The organism is Streptomyces sp. NPDC057307 (assembly GCF_042667665.1).
Classification (GTDB): domain Bacteria; phylum Actinomycetota; class Actinomycetes; order Streptomycetales; family Streptomycetaceae; genus Streptomyces.
Window position 1 is genome coordinate 24,412 of sequence record NZ_JBHUZM010000071.1, and the last position, 14,621, is coordinate 39,032.

General features: G+C 70.2%; 18 protein-coding genes and 5 tRNA genes. 7 read left to right on the top strand and 16 right to left on the bottom strand.

All coding sequences use genetic code 11. From position 1 onward, the window contains the following. Positions 1-93: 93 nt before the first annotated feature. On the bottom strand, positions 94-921 hold the full coding sequence (gene thiD, locus ACFUN8_RS22855; protein ID WP_383640605.1) for a bifunctional hydroxymethylpyrimidine kinase/phosphomethylpyrimidine kinase: 828 nt from the start codon (positions 919-921) through the stop codon (positions 94-96). A gap of 62 nt (positions 922-983) precedes the next feature. Beyond that, positions 984-1,946 carry a thiamine-phosphate kinase gene (locus ACFUN8_RS22860; RefSeq protein ID WP_382570970.1) on the bottom strand — a complete coding sequence of 321 codons (963 nt, stop codon included), beginning with the start codon at positions 1,944-1,946 and terminating at the stop codon, positions 984-986. 263 nt (positions 1,947-2,209) lie between these two features. Here ACFUN8_RS22860 and ACFUN8_RS22865 point away from each other — a divergent pair, with 263 nt between their 5' ends. Together ACFUN8_RS22865 and ACFUN8_RS22870 are read left to right on the top strand one after the other, a co-directional pair. After that, on the top strand, positions 2,210-2,443 hold the full coding sequence (locus ACFUN8_RS22865; protein WP_354607567.1) for an Lrp/AsnC ligand binding domain-containing protein: 234 nt from the start codon (positions 2,210-2,212) through the stop codon (positions 2,441-2,443). 32 nt (positions 2,444-2,475) lie between these two features. Further along, the gene (locus ACFUN8_RS22870; RefSeq protein WP_383640609.1) at positions 2,476-2,949 is read left to right on the top strand and encodes a DUF3515 domain-containing protein; all 474 of its coding nucleotides are present in this window, start codon (positions 2,476-2,478) and stop codon (positions 2,947-2,949) included. A 95-nt stretch (positions 2,950-3,044) separates the two neighbouring features. On the opposite strand, the gene ACFUN8_RS22875 is transcribed toward ACFUN8_RS22870, so the two are convergent. Genes ACFUN8_RS22875 through ACFUN8_RS22885 form a run of 3 tightly spaced genes read right to left on the bottom strand, consistent with a single transcriptional unit; the run spans position 3,045 to position 5,987 of the window. Next, positions 3,045-4,202: a D-alanine--D-alanine ligase family protein gene (locus tag ACFUN8_RS22875; protein WP_383640612.1), complete on the bottom strand. Its 1,158-nt coding sequence runs from the start codon at positions 4,200-4,202 to the stop codon at positions 3,045-3,047. Positions 4,203-4,236: 34 nt separating this feature from the next. Then, a complete protein-coding gene (locus tag ACFUN8_RS22880; RefSeq protein ID WP_382570967.1) occupies positions 4,237-5,238 on the bottom strand; it encodes an NAD(P)H-dependent glycerol-3-phosphate dehydrogenase in 1,002 nt (333 codons plus the stop codon). Further along, positions 5,235-5,987 carry a lysophospholipid acyltransferase family protein gene (locus ACFUN8_RS22885; protein WP_383640615.1) on the bottom strand — a complete coding sequence of 251 codons (753 nt, stop codon included), beginning with the start codon at positions 5,985-5,987 and terminating at the stop codon, positions 5,235-5,237. Before ACFUN8_RS22885 ends, ACFUN8_RS22880 begins: the two co-directional genes overlap by 4 nt. Before the next feature lie 166 nt (positions 5,988-6,153). Between ACFUN8_RS22885 and cofC the strand changes: the two genes are divergently transcribed. Further along, positions 6,154-6,906: a 2-phospho-L-lactate guanylyltransferase gene (cofC, locus tag ACFUN8_RS22890; RefSeq protein WP_383640618.1), complete on the top strand. Its 753-nt coding sequence runs from the start codon at positions 6,154-6,156 to the stop codon at positions 6,904-6,906. 17 nt (positions 6,907-6,923) lie between these two features. Then, positions 6,924-7,124, top strand: coding sequence for a hypothetical protein (locus tag ACFUN8_RS22895; protein ID WP_363242571.1), 201 nt, complete (start codon positions 6,924-6,926; stop codon positions 7,122-7,124). 124 nt (positions 7,125-7,248) lie between these two features. On the opposite strand, the gene ACFUN8_RS22900 is transcribed toward ACFUN8_RS22895, so the two are convergent. The 4 genes from ACFUN8_RS22900 to leuC all read right to left on the bottom strand — a co-directional run bounded on the left by ACFUN8_RS22900 (position 7,249) and on the right by leuC (position 10,421). Next, a complete protein-coding gene (locus ACFUN8_RS22900) occupies positions 7,249-7,908 on the bottom strand; it encodes an HU family DNA-binding protein (RefSeq protein WP_383640622.1) in 660 nt (219 codons plus the stop codon). A gap of 142 nt (positions 7,909-8,050) precedes the next feature. After that, complete coding sequence (locus tag ACFUN8_RS22905; RefSeq protein WP_147878303.1) at positions 8,051-8,278, bottom strand: hypothetical protein; 228 nt, start codon at positions 8,276-8,278, stop codon at positions 8,051-8,053. A 104-nt stretch (positions 8,279-8,382) separates the two neighbouring features. Further along, positions 8,383-8,991, bottom strand: a complete 609-nt coding sequence (gene leuD, locus ACFUN8_RS22910; RefSeq protein WP_383640625.1) for a 3-isopropylmalate dehydratase small subunit — start codon at positions 8,989-8,991, stop codon at positions 8,383-8,385. A 5-nt stretch (positions 8,992-8,996) separates the two neighbouring features. After that, positions 8,997-10,421, bottom strand: a complete 1,425-nt coding sequence (leuC, locus tag ACFUN8_RS22915; RefSeq protein WP_383640628.1) for a 3-isopropylmalate dehydratase large subunit — start codon at positions 10,419-10,421, stop codon at positions 8,997-8,999. A 181-nt stretch (positions 10,422-10,602) separates the two neighbouring features. Between leuC and ndgR the strand changes: the two genes are divergently transcribed. Next, positions 10,603-11,319, top strand: coding sequence for an IclR family transcriptional regulator NdgR (ndgR, locus tag ACFUN8_RS22920; RefSeq protein ID WP_078074883.1), 717 nt, complete (start codon positions 10,603-10,605; stop codon positions 11,317-11,319). Between the two features lie 95 nt (positions 11,320-11,414). Here ndgR and ACFUN8_RS22925 read toward each other — a convergent pair whose 3' ends face one another. After that, positions 11,415-11,897: a DUF4188 domain-containing protein gene (locus tag ACFUN8_RS22925; protein ID WP_383640631.1), complete on the bottom strand. Its 483-nt coding sequence runs from the start codon at positions 11,895-11,897 to the stop codon at positions 11,415-11,417. 116 nt (positions 11,898-12,013) lie between these two features. Here ACFUN8_RS22925 and ACFUN8_RS22930 point away from each other — a divergent pair, with 116 nt between their 5' ends. Beyond that, a complete protein-coding gene (locus tag ACFUN8_RS22930) occupies positions 12,014-12,679 on the top strand; it encodes a MerR family transcriptional regulator (protein WP_383640634.1) in 666 nt (221 codons plus the stop codon). 84 nt (positions 12,680-12,763) lie between these two features. Here the strand turns inward: ACFUN8_RS22930 and ACFUN8_RS22935 are convergent. From ACFUN8_RS22935 to ACFUN8_RS22960, 6 genes are all read right to left on the bottom strand, one after another. Beyond that, positions 12,764-12,836: transfer RNA gene (locus ACFUN8_RS22935), tRNA-Glu, on the bottom strand. Positions 12,837-12,855: 19 nt separating this feature from the next. Further along, positions 12,856-12,927: transfer RNA gene (locus ACFUN8_RS22940), tRNA-Gln, on the bottom strand. A gap of 25 nt (positions 12,928-12,952) precedes the next feature. Continuing rightward, positions 12,953-13,025, bottom strand: a tRNA-Glu gene (locus ACFUN8_RS22945). A 61-nt stretch (positions 13,026-13,086) separates the two neighbouring features. Next, positions 13,087-13,159, bottom strand: a tRNA-Glu gene (locus ACFUN8_RS22950). A 20-nt stretch (positions 13,160-13,179) separates the two neighbouring features. Continuing rightward, a tRNA-Gln gene (locus ACFUN8_RS22955) sits at positions 13,180-13,251 on the bottom strand. An 89-nt stretch (positions 13,252-13,340) separates the two neighbouring features. After that, positions 13,341-14,063, bottom strand: coding sequence for an HAD family hydrolase (locus ACFUN8_RS22960; RefSeq protein WP_383640637.1), 723 nt, complete (start codon positions 14,061-14,063; stop codon positions 13,341-13,343). Between the two features lie 139 nt (positions 14,064-14,202). Between ACFUN8_RS22960 and ACFUN8_RS22965 the strand changes: the two genes are divergently transcribed. Beyond that, positions 14,203-14,523 (top strand): hypothetical protein, encoded by a 321-nt coding sequence (locus ACFUN8_RS22965; RefSeq protein WP_383640640.1) that lies wholly within the window; start codon positions 14,203-14,205, stop codon positions 14,521-14,523. Positions 14,524-14,621: the final 98 nt, after the last annotated feature.

Consider the following 14,621-nt stretch of genomic DNA (forward strand, 5'->3'; position numbering starts at 1 on the left):
TCGGTGGACCGGCTTTTTGTCGTGCCCAACTGCCGCACCGTGTCCCCGTGGTTGAGGCCGGTCGAGGCCGGCCGAGGTCGGCCGACGCCGATGTCAGCGGAAGCGCCAGGCGTGGTCGACGGGGCCGATGCCGCCGCCCAGCGGGAAGCCGTTGGCGATCGCGCCCGTCACATACTCCTTCGCGGCCACGACGGCCGCCAGGACCCCCTGCCCCGTCCCCAGCCCCGCCGCGATCGCCGAGGCGAGCGTGCAGCCGGTCCCGTGCGTGTGCCGGTTGTCGTGACGAGGCGCGCGCAGCCAGTGCTCCTCGCCGCCGTCGGTCAGCAGATCCACGGCGTCCCCGGGCAGATGCCCGCCCTTGATCAGCACCCAGCGCGGCCCGAAGGCGAGCACGGCGGCCGCGGCACGCGGCATCTCGCTCTCGTCCCGTACCTCCACACCGGTCAGCTGGGCCACCTCGTCGAGGTTCGGGGTGGCGACGGTGGCGGTCGGCAGCAGCCTCTTCCGTACGGAGTCCAGCGCCGACGCCGCGAGCAGCGGGTCCCCGTGCTTGGAGACCCCGACCGGATCGACCACCACGGGGACGTCGGTCTCCGCGAGGAGTTCGGCGACGGTCTCCACCAGCGCGGCCGACGAGAGCATGCCGGTCTTGACGGCCTGGACGCCGATGTCGTCCACGACGCTGCGGAACTGGGCGCGTACCGCCTCCACGGGCAACTCCCAAGCGCCTTGCACGCCGCGCGAGTTCTGCGCCGTGACGGCCGTGAGCACGCTCATGCCGTGCACGCCGAAGGCCAGCATCGTCTTGAGGTCCGCCTGGATGCCCGCACCGCCGCCGGAGTCCGACCCGGCGACGGTGAGGACACGGACCGGCGCACGGGCGGGCCCGGAGGGCGGAGCGGACTCGCGGGATATGGGCATGCCCCGAACCTACTGGGCCGCCGGATCCCCGAAGCCGCCAGGTCCGGTCCGGCGGACCGGACCTAGGCCGAGTCCCCGAAGTGGTCCCAGCCGCCCTTGCTCGTCCACGGCGCCCCGTCGACCGTCACCTGCGGCAGCGCCGACGGGTTGAGGACCTCGCCGATCACCTTCCACCTCGCGGGCAGCTTGGCGTCCGGCGGGAACGTCGCCACGATCGCGTGATCCTCTCCTCCGGTCAGCACCCACTGCAGCGGATCCACGCCCACCGCCTGCCCGATGTCGTTCATCTGCGAGGGGATGTCGATGAGCCCCGACCGCAGATCGATACGGACCTTGCTCGCGTCGGCGATGTGCCCGAGATCGGCGACGAGACCGTCGCTCACGTCCGTCATCGCCGTGGCACCGAGTCCCGCCGCCGCCGGCCCCGCGTGGTACGGCGGTTCGGGCCGCCGGTGCGCCTCGACGAAGGCACGGGGTGACCGGAATCCGCGCGACAGCACCGCGTGCCCGGCGGCCGACCAGCCCAACCACCCGGTGTACGCGACGACATCGCCCGGCTGCGCGCCCGCCCTGGTCACCGGTTCGTGGTTGCGCAGATCGCCGAGCGCGGTGATCGCGAGGGTGATCGTCTCGCCCCGTACGACGTCGCCGCCGACCACCGCGGCGCCCGCGACCTGGCACTCGTCGCGGATGCCGTCCATCAGCTCGGTGGGCCAGGTGACCGGGAGTTCGGCCGGGACGACCAGGCCGAGCAGCAGCGCGGTCGGTACCGCCCCCATCGCCGCGATGTCGGCGAGATTCTGTGCGGCGGCCTTCCTCCCCACGTCGTACGCGGTCGACCAGTCGCGGCGGAAGTGCCGCCCCTCAAGGAGGATGTCCGTACTCGCCACGACCCTGCGGTCGGGTGCGGCCACCACCGCGGCGTCGTCGCCCGGCCCGAGCCGGACCGCCGGGGTGGTGGTGAGCCGGGACGTGAGCTCCCTGATGAGTCCGAACTCCCCCAACTCGCCCACGGTGCCCTTCACCGAGTCCCACCTCTCGTCGTGCGGCCGGCGGATCCGGCCAACCTGCTTGTCCGGCCGGGGTTCCGGCCCCCTGCGTCGGCCGCGCGCCCGCGGCCCGGCACCGTCACCGCTCCCGGTACCGTCACGCGTACGTCAACCTCACTGCTCCGTAGGTCACACCGCCGGTGCCGCCGTACGCGCAGGTCTCCCCGCGGCACTGGGTGACGCGATACCGTGGCGTCCCTTCTCCCCCACAAGATCCTCGTGGCCGCCCTGGAGGTTCCGTGGTACAGGCATACATCCTTATTCAGACCGAGGTGGGCAAGGCGACGACCGTCGCCGAGACCATCGCGAAGATCCCTGGAGTGATACAGGCCGAGGACGTCACCGGCCCCTACGACGTGATCGTGCGCGCCCAGTCCGACACCGTGGACGACCTCGGCCGCATGGTGGTGGCCAAAGTCCAGCAAGTGGACGGCATCACCCGCACCCTGACCTGCCCGGTCGTGCACCTGTAGCCCCCGTCTACGCTTGGCCGGTGACCCTTCCGATGCGCAGGCTATCCGGCTCCCGATCCGCCCGCCTGCCCGCCGTCCTCGTGCTCGCCGTGACAGTCGGCTGCTCCTCCACGGACGCCCCGCCGTCGGTCCCGGTTCCCAGCCCTCCGGCGGAGGAGGCGGCCTTCTGCCACGCACTGGACAAGGAGCTGCCGAAGACCGTCGCGGGGCACGACCGGAATGATCCGGAGCCGGGTTCCGCGACCACCGCCGGGTGGGGAGACGCCGCGATCGTACTGCGGTGCGGCGTCCCCCGACCCGAGCGGATGAGTGACCCCCAGGCGAAGGGCGTGGACGTGGACGGCGTCAACTGGATGCTGGAGGAACGGGATTCGGGGCCCCGGTTCACCACCACGTATCGCAAGACGTACGTGGAGGTCACGCTGGGCAAGCAGTATCTGCACGACATCAGTCCGCTGTCGGACCTCGCGGCACCGGTCGCCGACACGGTGCCGTCCAGCCTCTGAACCCCCGAGGACCTCGCGCGGACGGTGCGCGTCGTTCCCCGGCGCTTCGTCCCCCGCGCTTCGTCTCTCGGCGCGTCGCCCCTGGGCGCGGTCCCTCAGCGCAGTCCGGTCGGACGCCGCAGCGCCGCCTGGATCAGCCGGTCGATCAGCTCCGCGTAGCCGACGCCGCTCTCCTGCCACATCCGCGGGTACATCGAGATCGGCGTGAAGCCCGGCATCGTGTTGATCTCGTTGATGACGAACCCGCCGTCCTCCGTAAGGAAGAAGTCCGCGCGGACGAGTCCCTCGCAGGACACGGCGTCGTACGCCTCGACGGCGAGCCGCTGGACCTCGGCCGTCTCCTCCTCCGTAAGAGGCGCGGGCACCAGGCCGGCGGCGGCGTCGATGTACTTGGCCTCGAAGTCGTAGAACTCGTGCGACGTGACGGGCGGGATCTCGGCGGGCACGCTCGCACGCGGCCCGTCCTCGAACTCCAGTACCCCGCACTCGATCTCCCGGCCGCGCAGCAGCGACTCGACCAGGATCTTCGGGTCGTGGCGCTGTGCCTCCTCGATCGCGTCCTCCAGGCCCTCCAGGGCGTCGACCTTGGTGATGCCCATGGAGGATCCGGCGCGTGCGGGCTTCACGAAGATCGGCCAGCCGTGCTCGGCGGCGAAGTCCACGATCTTCTTGCGGGCGCCGGAGGGATCCTGCTGCCACTCGCGCGGGCGGATCACCTCGTACGGCCCGACAGGCAGTCCGTACGAGAGGAACACCCGCTTCATGTACTCCTTGTCCTGGCCGACGGCCGACGCCAGGACACCCGCGCCGACGTACGGGACGCCGGAGAGCTCCAACAGCCCCTGGAGCGTGCCGTCCTCGCCGTACGGGCCGTGCAGCACCGGGAAGACGACGTCGACCTCGCCGAGCGCCTTGGGCACGGAGCCCTGCTCGCTGTAGACGACCTCGCGGTTGCCCGGATCGACGGAGAGGACGACGCCGCCCTCCGTGGACTCGGCCAGTTCCTCGACGCTGGGCAGCCGGCGGTCGGCGATGCCCATGCGGTCCGGTTCGTCGGCGGTGAGCGCCCAGCGGCCGTCCGTGGTGATGCCGATGGGCAGCACCTCGTACTTCGTACGGTCGATGGACCGCAGTACGGCGCCGGCCGTGACCACCGAGATGGCGTGCTCGGAGCTCCGGCCGCCGAAGACGACCGCCACACGCGGCTTGCGGAGCTGCTGCTCAGGGCTCTGGGGGAGGTTCTCGCTGCTCATATCGCGATGAGGTTACCTGCTGGCCGCCACGGAGTCAGCGGCGTTCGGGCTTGGCGCTGCGCGCCATCAGCTCCTTCACCGCGACGAGCGGGGGCTTCCCCTCGTGGACGATGCTCACGACCGTTTCGGTGATGGGCATGTCGACATCGTGGCGCTGGGCCAGATCCAGCACCGACTGGCAGGACTTGACGCCCTCCGCGGTCTGGGTGCTCGCCGCGATCGTCTGCTCCAGCGTCATGCCGCGCCCGAGGTTGGTGCCGAAGGTGTGGTTGCGCGAGAGGGGCGAGGAACACGTCGCGATGAGATCGCCCATTCCGGCGAGGCCGGAGAAGGTGTGCGGGTCGGCGCCCATCGCCAGCCCCAGGCGCGTGGTTTCGGCGAGGCCGCGCGTCATCAGCGACGCCTTGGTGTTGTCGCCGAGTCCCATGCCGTCGGCGATGCCGACGGCGAGACCGATGACGTTCTTGACGGCGCCGCCGAGTTCGCAGCCGACCACGTCGGTGTTCGTGTACGGGCGGAAGTACGGCGTGTGGCAGGCCGCCTGGAGCCGGTTGGCGACGGCCTCGTCGGTGCACGCCACGACGGCGGCGGCGGGCTGCCTGGCGGCGATCTCACCGGCGAGGTTGGGGCCGGTGAGGACGGCGACCCGGTCGGCCGGCGCCTTGGCCACCTCGCCGATCACCTCGCTCATGCGCTTCGCGGTGCCCAGTTCGACGCCCTTCATCAGGGAGACGAGGACGGTGTCCGAGGGCAGCAGCGAAGCCCATTCGGCGAGATTGGCGCGCAGGGTCTGCGAGGGGATGGTGATGACGGTGAACTCGGCGTCCCTGGCGGCCTCCGCCGGGTCGGTCGTGGCCCGTACGGAGGAGGGCAGTTCGACGCCCGGCAGATAGTCCGGGTTGGTGCGGGTGTTGTTGACAGCGTCGACGACCTCGGGGCGGCGGGCCCAGAGAGTCACCTCGCATCCCGCGTCCGCGAGAATCATGGCGAACGCCGTTCCCCACGATCCCGTCCCGAAGACCGCGACGCGCGTCACTTCAACCCCTCTTCCGCGGCCTTGCGCCGCTTCTCATCCAGAACCTTGCGGTGGTCGTACGGTGCGGCCGGCGCCGGTTCGCCGCGTACCTCGGCGAGCAGTTCGGTGATGGCGGCCATGATGACCTCGGTGACCTCACGGAGGAGTTCGGGCGTCGGGTCCTTGCCGTAGAAACGGGAGAGGTCGATCGCCGGGCCGGCCTGTACGCGCAGTGTCTTGCGCGGAAAGAGGCGGACCTTGTCCTCCTTGGCGTACGGCGGTATCACCAGATTGGCGCCCCACTGGGCGACGGGAATGACGGGCGCCTCCGTAAGGAGGGCGACGCGCGCGACGCCGGTCTTGCCGGTCATCGGCCACATGTCGGGGTCGCGGGTGAGGGTGCCTTCGGGATAGAACGCGACGCATTCCCCACGCTCGATGGCGTTCACGGCGGCCCGGAATGCGTCCAGGGCGTTGGAGCTCTCGCGATAGACGGGAATCTGTCCGGTGCCGCGGAGCATCATGCCGACGAAAGGCACGTCGAAGAGCGCCGCCTTGGCGAGCAGTCGCGGCACCCGGCCGCTGTTGTACTGGAAGTGTCCGTAGGAGAGAGGGTCCAGAGCCGAGTTGTGGTTCACGGCGGTGATGAATCCGCCGTGGGACGGAATGTGTTCCATTCCCCGCCAGTGCCGCTTGAACAGAACGAGCAACGGCGGTTTCGCGATGACCGCTGCCAGGCGGTACCAGAAGCCGATTCTGGGGCGGGACACTCGGACACCTTTCTCTGTGGCCTGGCTTGGGCCGGCCCTGGCTGCTGGGGGTCAAGTGTCGCCCCAGCCCTCTGCTCTGTCGAGAACACCGTACGCCCCGGTCCACGGGCCGAACCTGGGGGCTCAGTCAGCCATTCCCGGGGCGAGGTGGGCCCTCTACCGCGTCGTGCGGCGCGATCGGGCCACAATAGAGTGCCGAACGCTCAAGGACGGAGAGCCCGCCACGAATACCGACCCGACCGCCTCCTGGTCCCTGGTCGTCCCGCTCAAGCCGCTCGTGGTGGCCAAGAGCAGGCTCGCCAGGTCGACGGGCGAGCTGCTGCGGCCCCGGCTGGCGCTGGCGTTCGCGCAGGACACCGTCGCCGCGGCGCTGGCCTGCCCCGTCGTACGCGACGTGGTGGTCGTCACCGACGATCCGCTGGCCACGGCCGAACTGACGGCGCTGGGCGCCCGCACGGTCCCCGACAGCCCGGCGGCCGGCCTCAACGCGGCGCTGGCGCACGGCGCGCGGGCGGTCAGGGCGGACCGGCCGGGGGCGGCCGTCGCGGCCCTCAACGCCGATCTGCCCGCGCTGCGGCCCGCCGAGCTGGCGCGGGTGCTCACCGCCGCCCGGGATTTTCCGCGCGCATTTCTCGCCGACGCCGCCGAAATCGGTACGACTTTGCTGGCCGCGCGGCCCGGATCGGAATTGAATCCGGCATTCGGCGGCCCTTCACGGCACCGGCATTTGTCGACGGGCGCCACGGAAATTGTCCTGGCCGGTGTGGATTCCGTACGGCGCGATGTCGATACGGGCGAGGATCTGCTGGCCGCCGCGGCCCTGGGGCTCGGCCCGTACACGGCGCGGCGTCACACGGCCCCCGGCCCGGTCGGCGCCCCGCTCTCCGACCCCGCCCACGGGGCGCGGCCGGGCCGCTGACCGATACGCTGGCGGCCATGCAGGCGACCGCGTACACCTTCGAATCCGAGACCCGCAGCGGCAGTGTGCTGCTCGACGACGGGACCCCGGTGGACTTCGACGCCGCGGCGTTCGACGCGGGCGGTCTGCGGCTGTTGCGGCCCGGTCAGCGGGTCCGTATCGAACGCGCGGGCGGGGACAGCGGGAACATCACCCTGGTGACGCTCCAGACCTTCTGAGGGCCGTGGGACGCCGCCGTACGCGCTCCTCCCCCCGGCCCCGACAGTCCCGGCAACGCCGCGGGCCGGGCTCCCCGAGGGGAGCCCGGCCCGGCGCGTGAGTGGCCCTACGGCCTTGTGCCGCTTACTTGTTCCTCGCGGTGGCCTTCTTGGCGGTGGTCGTGCGCGCGGCCACCTTTCGGGCGGGCGCCTTCTTGGCGGTCGCCTTCTTGGCCGGCGCGGTCTTCTTCGCCGTGGCCTTCTTGGCCGCGCCCGTCTTCTTCGCGGTGGTCTTCTTGGCGGCCGTGGTCTTCTTCGTGGCCGTCTTCTTGGCGGTGGCCGTGGTCTTCTTGGCCGCCCTCTTGACGGTGCCCGCGACCGCGGTCTTCCTGGCGGCGGTCTTCTTCGCCGTCGCCTTCTTGGCGGTGGCCTTCTTGGCCGCGGCCTTGGCGGTCGTACGGGTGGAAGAACCGCCCGAGAGGCTGCCCTTGGGGGCCTTCTTGACGGCCACGTCGTTCTTGGGAAGCTTCTTCGAGCCGCTCACCAGGTCCTTGAAGCCCTGTCCCGCGCGGAAACGCGGCACCGACGTCTTCTTGACCCGGACCCGCTCACCCGTCTGCGGGTTACGGGCGTAACGGGCCGGGCGGTCGACCTTCTCGAACGAACCGAAGCCGGTGACGGATACCCGCTCACCCGCGACGACGGCGCGGACAACAGCGTCCAGTACCGCGTCGACCGCGTCGGCCGCCTGCTGGCGACCGCCGACCTTGTCCGCAATTGCTTCTACGAGCTGCGCCTTGTTCACGTCTTCCCCTTCGGAGACATTGCCAGAACGAAAGTGTTCAAGCTTTTCCGCACGTTAGGCAGATATATACCGCAAATCAAACACGAAACGGGCTAATCACCCTAGTGCCGCAACGAAGTCGACCCCGCGGAGTTCCGCGGCTTCAGTCGCCTTGCGGGAATCGACCCTCGTCGAGGTCCTTCATCAAGCGGTCCAGACGACGTGCCGCGTCTAAGAGATCGTGTTTGGCCGCGGCCGTGATGACCAGCAGCTTCCGGGTCAGCGCCATCCGTACGCCCTCCGGGACTTGCAGTGCGCGCACCCTTGTGTGCGCTTCCTTGAGTCGGTCCGCGACCACTCCGTAAAGCTCGAGTTGGCTGTCGCGTTCCATGCACCGATTGTGCCATCTGGGGCGAGTTGTCGCCCGACGGGGTCTCAACAAGGCACTGCGCCCCCTACCGGAAGGCAGAGGGCGCAGGTGGGGAAAAGCGCTGATCAGACGGCAATTGTGCGGGGTTTGAAGGACGGCCGGGAGGCCTCGTACGCGGCGATGTCCGCTTCGTTCTTCAGGGTGAGACCGATGTCGTCGAGGCCGTTGAGGAGCCGCCAGCGGGCGTTCTCGTCCAGCTCGAAATCGGCCGTCACCGTTGCTCCGTCGGGGCCCTCGGCGCGCACCTGGCGCGCTTCGAGGTCCACCGTCACCGTCGCGGTGGGGTGCGCCTCGGTCAGTTCCCAGAGGTGGTCGACGACGCGCTGCTCCAGAACGACGGTCAACAGACCGTTCTTGAGGGAGTTGCCGCGGAAGATGTCGGCGAACCGGGAGGAGATGACGGCGCGGAAGCCGAAGTTCTGCAGCGCCCACACGGCGTGTTCGCGTGACGAGCCCGTGCCGAAGTCGGATCCGGCGATCAGCACCGAGGCGCCCTGCCGCTCGGGCCGGTTGAGCACGAAGTCCGGGTCCTTGCGCCAGGCCTCGAACAGCCCGTCCTCGAAACCGTCGCGCGTGACCTTCTTGAGCCAGTGCGCCGGGATGATCTGGTCGGTGTCGACGTTGCTGCGACGCAGCGGGACGGCCCGGCCGGTGTGTGTGGTGAAAGCGTCCATGGCGCTCAGGCCTCCACGGGGGTGCGGGTGTCGGACAGGTCGGCGGGCGAGGCCAGATGGCCCAGCACTGCGGTGGCCGCGGCCACCTGCGGGGAGACGAGGTGGGTCCGGCCGCCCTTGCCCTGCCTGCCTTCGAAGTTGCGGTTCGAGGTCGACGCGGAGCGCTCGCCGGGCGCGAGTTGGTCGGGATTCATGCCCAGACACATCGAACAGCCCGCGTGCCGCCATTCGGCGCCCGCGCCGGTGAAGACCTTGTCCAGGCCCTCGGCCACGGCCTGGAGCGCGACCCGTACCGAGCCCGGGACCACCAGCATCCGTACGCCGTCGGCGACTTTGCGGCCGTCCAGGATGGAGGCGGCCGAGCGCAGGTCCTCGATACGGCCGTTGGTGCACGAACCTACGAAGACGGTGTCCACCTTGATGTCCCGCAGCGCCTGCCCGGCGGTCAACCCCATGTACTCCAGGGCCTTTTCGGCGGCGAGCCGCTCCGAAGCGTCCTCGTACGAAGCGGGGTCGGGGACGTGCGTCGACAGCGGCGCGCCCTGGCCGGGGTTGGTGCCCCAGGTGACGAACGGGGCCAGTTCCGTGGCGTCGATGAAGACCTCGGCGTCGAAGACGGCGTCGTCGTCGGTGCGCAGCGTCCGCCAGTACTCGACCGCGGCGTCCCAGTCGGCCCCCTCGGGGGCGTGGTCGCGGCCCTGGAGGTAGTCGAAGGTGGTCCGGTCCGGGGCGATCATGCCCGCCCTGGCGCCGGCCTCGATCGACATGTTGCAGATGGTCATGCGGGCTTCCATCGAGAGCTTCTCGATGGCGGAGCCGCGGTATTCGAGGATGTAGCCCTGGCCGCCGCCGGTGCCGATCCGGGCGATGACGGCCAGGATCAGGTCCTTGGCCGTGACGTCGGCGGGCAGTTCGCCCTCGACCGTGATGGCCATGGTGCGGGGGCGGGCCAGCGGCAGCGTCTGGGTGGCCAGGACGTGCTCGACCTGACTGGTGCCGATACCGAAGGCGAGCGCGCCGAAGGCGCCGTGGGTGGAGGTGTGGCTGTCGCCGCACACGACGGTGGTGCCGGGCTGGGTCAGCCCCAGCTGCGGGCCCACGACGTGGACGACACCCTGCTCGACGTCGCCCAGCGGATGCAGCCGTACGCCGAAGTCCGCGCAGTTCTTGCGCAGCGTCTCCAGCTGAACGCGGGAGACGGGGTCGGCGATCGGCTTGTCGATGTCGATCGTCGGGGTGTTGTGGTCCTCGGTCGCGATGGTGAGGTCGAGCCGCCGCACCTGCCGGCCGTTCTGGCGCAGACCGTCGAAGGCCTGCGGGCTCGTCACCTCGTGCAGCAGGTGCAGATCGATGAAGAGAAGGTCGGGCTCGCCCTCGGCGCGCCGGACGACATGGTCGTCCCAGACCTTCTCCGCGAGTGTCCTACCCATCGCTTTCCCTTCGGCCGGCAGCGCCGCCGGCAGTCCTGGAGATATGTGGGGCCCACGCCGGTGTCCCACGTGCCCGCGTCGGCTGCGAACCCGGTTCGTGTACGGGCCCGTCCCTACAGGTTGGCAAGTTCCTCGGAAAATTGAACTTGCGTTTCACAGAGTGAGACGCGAGTATCGTTGCATGGACAACTCTAGCGGCGTCGGCGTTCTCGACAAGGCGGCTCTGGTACTGAGCGCCCTGGAGTCCGGTCCGGCCACCCTCGCCGGGCTGGTCGCTGCGACCGGGCTCGCACGGCCCACGGCCCACCGGCTGGCCGTGGCCCTGGAACACCACCGGATGGTGGCGAGGGACATGCAGGGCCGGTTCATCCTCGGTCCGCGGCTCGCCGAGCTGGCGGCGGCGGCCGGCGAGGACCGTCTGCTGGCGACGGCCGGGCCGGTGCTCACACATCTGCGCGACGTCACCGGGGAGAGCGCCCAGCTCTACCGGCGCCAGGGCGACATGCGGATCTGCGTGGCCGCCGCCGAGCGCCTGTCCGGTCTGCGGGACACGGTGCCCGTCGGCTCCACGCTCACCATGAAGGCGGGCTCGTCGGCGCAGATCCTGATGGCGTGGGAGGAGCCGGAGCGGCTGCACCGCGGCCTTCAGGGGGCGCGGTTCACGGCCACGGCGCTCTCCGGCGTACGGCGGCGGGGCTGGGCCCAGTCGATCGGTGAGCGCGAGCCGGGCGTCGCCTCGGTCTCGGCGCCGGTGCGCGGGCCGTCCAACCGGGTCGTCGCGGCGGTGTCGGTGTCCGGTCCGATCGAGCGGCTCAGCCGGCACCCGGGGCGGATGCACGCCCAGGCGATCATCGACGCGGCGGGGCGGTTGTCGGAGGCGCTGCGCCGCACCAGCTGATCCGGTCCACGCGCACCGCACACCGCACACCGCACACCGGAGGCTCGGCACCGCGGACCGCGCGGCCGCCCAACTCCGCCCCGTACGCCGCGGAGTTACGAGCCGAGGCGGTCGGCCGCGCGCTCGCCGCGGCGGCCCACGGGGACGACCTCCGTGGCCGCGCCGAGGCCGAACGCCGGCATGTTGATGTAGACGCTCTCGTACGAGCCCGCCGGGACGACGTACGTCTCGTGCCAGAAGCCCACCTTGCCCTTGCCGGCGCGCACCCGGCGGTTGAACTCGGTCCACGCGGGGCGGTGCTCGCCGTCCGGCGCGGAGGCGTACGCGAGCAGCTTCTCCTTCGAGTCCCAGTACTGGACGATGTACAGCACCCGCGGGAAGCCCAGCAGCGACTGGACGCCGATGAGGCCGCTGCCCTTGTCGCGCGACAGCTCCCTGAGCATCCTCGGCATGGCCGTGAACACCGGCCACCAGCTGCGCAGGGCGCGGAAGTTGTTGATGCGCATCCCGACGATGAAGACGACGACGTCGCCCTCGGCGGCCGCGGTCATCCGGCCCTCGATCAGCTTCGTACCCATGACGGTCCCCCTGCTTCCGGCCGCGCGAAGGCGGCGGTACGGGTGGCGACTCCCTTTGGAGAGTGCCACTATCCATGATTGGATAGTGGCACTCTCCAAGGGATGGTGCAACCGGTATGCGGATGGCGGAGCTGAGTGAGCGCAGTGGGATTCCCACCGCCACGATCAAGTACTACCTGCGGGAGGGGCTGCTCAGGCCGGGCCACCGGGTCACCGCCACACAGTCGGCGTACGACGACGAGCATCTGCGCCGGCTGCGCCTCGTCCGCGCGCTGATCCAGGTCGGCCGGATGCCGGTCGCCACCGCGCGCGAGGTCCTCACGGCCATCGAGGACGACTCCATCGACCACCACACGCGTCTGGGGGCGGCGATCGCGGCGCTGCCCGGCGACGGGGCGCTGGACGCCGCGTTCGACGCCGACGAGCTGGACGAGGTCACGGAGTCCGCGCGGCGCCGGGCGGAGGAGCTGTTCGAGGAGCTGGGCTGGACGCACGCGCCGCGGGTGGGCGCCTCGGAGGCGTCGTACCGCGTCCTGGTGGGCGCGATCGCCGGGCTGTCCAGGACCGGCTATCCGTGCGAGGTGTCGGACCTGCTGCCGTACGGGCGGCTGGCCGACCAACTCGGCGTCACCGACATCGACATGGTGGAGCGGTACGGGGACCCGTACGAGCAGGTGGAGGCGGCGGTGGCGCTCACCGTGCTGTACGAGCCGGTGCTGCTGAGCCTGCGCCGGCTGGCGGAGGCCGAGGAGTCCAACCGGCGCTACAGTCCTGGGAATTGAGCGCGTCGAGCCGGACACGGGACGGCACACGGCACCGGGCGACGGAAAAGGCCCTCCGCGATGGCGGAGGGCCTTGTCGTCACGTACCCCCGACCGGATTCGAACCGGCGCTACCGCCTTGAGAGGGCGGCGTGCTAGGCCGCTACACAACGGGGGCTAGCTGATGGAGCATTGAGCTGGGCTACCAGGACTCGAACCTAGAACAACGGAACCAGAAACCGTCGTGTTGCCAATTACACCATAGCCCAAGGTGGTTCAGACTTTCGTACTGCGTACCCCCGACCGGATTCGAACCGGCGCTACCGCCTTGAGAGGGCGGCGTGCTAGGCCGCTACACAACGGGGGCCCTAGCGATCCTGCATCGACATGTCCGGGTGCGACCCGAAGAAATCGGAGAGAAGGATCTGTACCCCCGACCGGATTCGAACCGGCGCTACCGCCTTGAGAGGGCGGCGTGCTAGGCCGCTACACAACGGGGGCCTTGCAGAAGAACTCTGCGGCTGGGCTACCAGGACTCGAACCTAGACTAACGGAACCAGAAACCGTCGTGCTGCCAATTACACCATAGCCCACCAAAACTCAACCCCCGAGGCGGGGGTTTTGTTTGGGTTTGCGCCTTCCGGCCAGACCTTGCGGTCTCTGGGGCGGCGCAGGAAGAACATTACCCGATGGGGGACGGCGCTCCAAAACGAGTATCACCGCGCAGCAGAGCGGGCAGGCGGTCCAGATCGGTGATCGTCACCAGCTCGGGGCGGCCGCCGAGCCGCCCCCGGTCGAGCCAGACTCCGGCCAGTCCGGCGGCGGTGGCGCCGCCGGCGTCGATGTCCGGTTCGTTCCCCACGTAGGCGACTTCGGCGGGGTCCAGCTCCAGGGCGTCGCACGCCGCGTGGAAGGCGGCGGCGTCGGGCTTGGAGACACCCAGCTCGGCGGCGCACAGGACGGCCTCGAAGTAGTCCCGTACGCCGAGGACGCGGAGCTTGCGGTCCTGGTTGTGGATGCTCGAATTGGACAGGACGGCCTGGCGGTAGTCGGGGGCCAGGGAGTCCAGCGCGGCGAGGGCGTCGGGGAAGAGCTTCCAGGCGGACTCGTAGTGCGCGACGTAGCGGTCGAACCAGGCGTCGGCGTCGGTGTCGCTCAGCGCCTCCGTACGGAGGAACTGCCGGACGCGGTCGCGCCGCTGTCCTTGGAAGGTGGTCTCGCCGTCGGCGAACCGCAGCCACTGGATGTCGGTGATCTCCCGCCAGTGCGCGAGGGCCTGCTCGGCGGTACCGAACCGACCGGCGAGCCCCTCTGCCGCGAGATGCAGCCGCATCCCGGCGCGGTCGGCGGTGGTGTAGTCGAAGAGGGTGTCGTCGATGTCCCAGACGACGGCGCGGATCGGCATACGACGACGGTACCGGGGGCGGGGGGGCTGCCGACCCTGTCGCTCGTACGGGTTCCATGACGCGGTCGGGCATCGTGCCGTGTGTCGGACATGCCTAGCATGGCGGTCCCGTTCGCCCCACCCGCCGAGGGAGTTGATCATGATCCCTGAAGTGGACCCGGATGCCTGCGAGAGAACCCCGGAGGCCGTTCGCACGGCGCTGCAACGGCGCCCCGACTGGTTGCAGGCCTTCGAGCAGGACTGGCTGAGCGCGGCGGCCGACTTCGATCAGGCGGCTCTGGCCGGCGTCGTGGACAAGTGGTTCCCCTTCGCCTGCGCCTGCGCGACCCCGGGGTACCTGGACGACTCCGAACACACGATCAAGCGGATGGCGGAAGGCGACACCGAGGGCATGGTCTTCCGGGACGCGGAGGGCGGGGAGTACGACGCCGAGAACAACCCGGTGGCGGTGGCTTCGTGACGTACGTCGTGTCGAACCGGTTTGTCCTGATCGACGTCGTCGACCTCGTGGCGCTCTGAGGCACCCCGCGCCGTGGGGCACGACGAAGGGGGTGGCGG

Coding starts and splice junctions, on each gene's coding strand:
- thiD (WP_383640605.1), bottom strand. CDS start 921: ATGCCCATATCCCGCGAGTCCGCTCCGCCCTCCGGGCCCGCCCGTGCG.
- ACFUN8_RS22870 (WP_383640609.1), top strand. CDS start 2,476: ATGCGCAGGCTATCCGGCTCCCGATCCGCCCGCCTGCCCGCCGTCCTC.
- ACFUN8_RS22875 (WP_383640612.1), bottom strand. CDS start 4,202: ATGAGCAGCGAGAACCTCCCCCAGAGCCCTGAGCAGCAGCTCCGCAAG.
- ACFUN8_RS22895 (WP_363242571.1), top strand. CDS start 6,924: ATGCAGGCGACCGCGTACACCTTCGAATCCGAGACCCGCAGCGGCAGT.
- ACFUN8_RS22905 (WP_147878303.1), bottom strand. CDS start 8,278: ATGGAACGCGACAGCCAACTCGAGCTTTACGGAGTGGTCGCGGACCGA.
- leuD (WP_383640625.1), bottom strand. CDS start 8,991: ATGGACGCTTTCACCACACACACCGGCCGGGCCGTCCCGCTGCGTCGC.
- leuC (WP_383640628.1), bottom strand. CDS start 10,421: ATGGGTAGGACACTCGCGGAGAAGGTCTGGGACGACCATGTCGTCCGG.
- ndgR (WP_078074883.1), top strand. CDS start 10,603: ATGGACAACTCTAGCGGCGTCGGCGTTCTCGACAAGGCGGCTCTGGTA.
- ACFUN8_RS22925 (WP_383640631.1), bottom strand. CDS start 11,897: ATGGGTACGAAGCTGATCGAGGGCCGGATGACCGCGGCCGCCGAGGGC.
- ACFUN8_RS22930 (WP_383640634.1), top strand. CDS start 12,014: ATGCGGATGGCGGAGCTGAGTGAGCGCAGTGGGATTCCCACCGCCACG.
- ACFUN8_RS22960 (WP_383640637.1), bottom strand. CDS start 14,063: ATGCCGATCCGCGCCGTCGTCTGGGACATCGACGACACCCTCTTCGAC.
- ACFUN8_RS22965 (WP_383640640.1), top strand. CDS start 14,203: ATGATCCCTGAAGTGGACCCGGATGCCTGCGAGAGAACCCCGGAGGCC.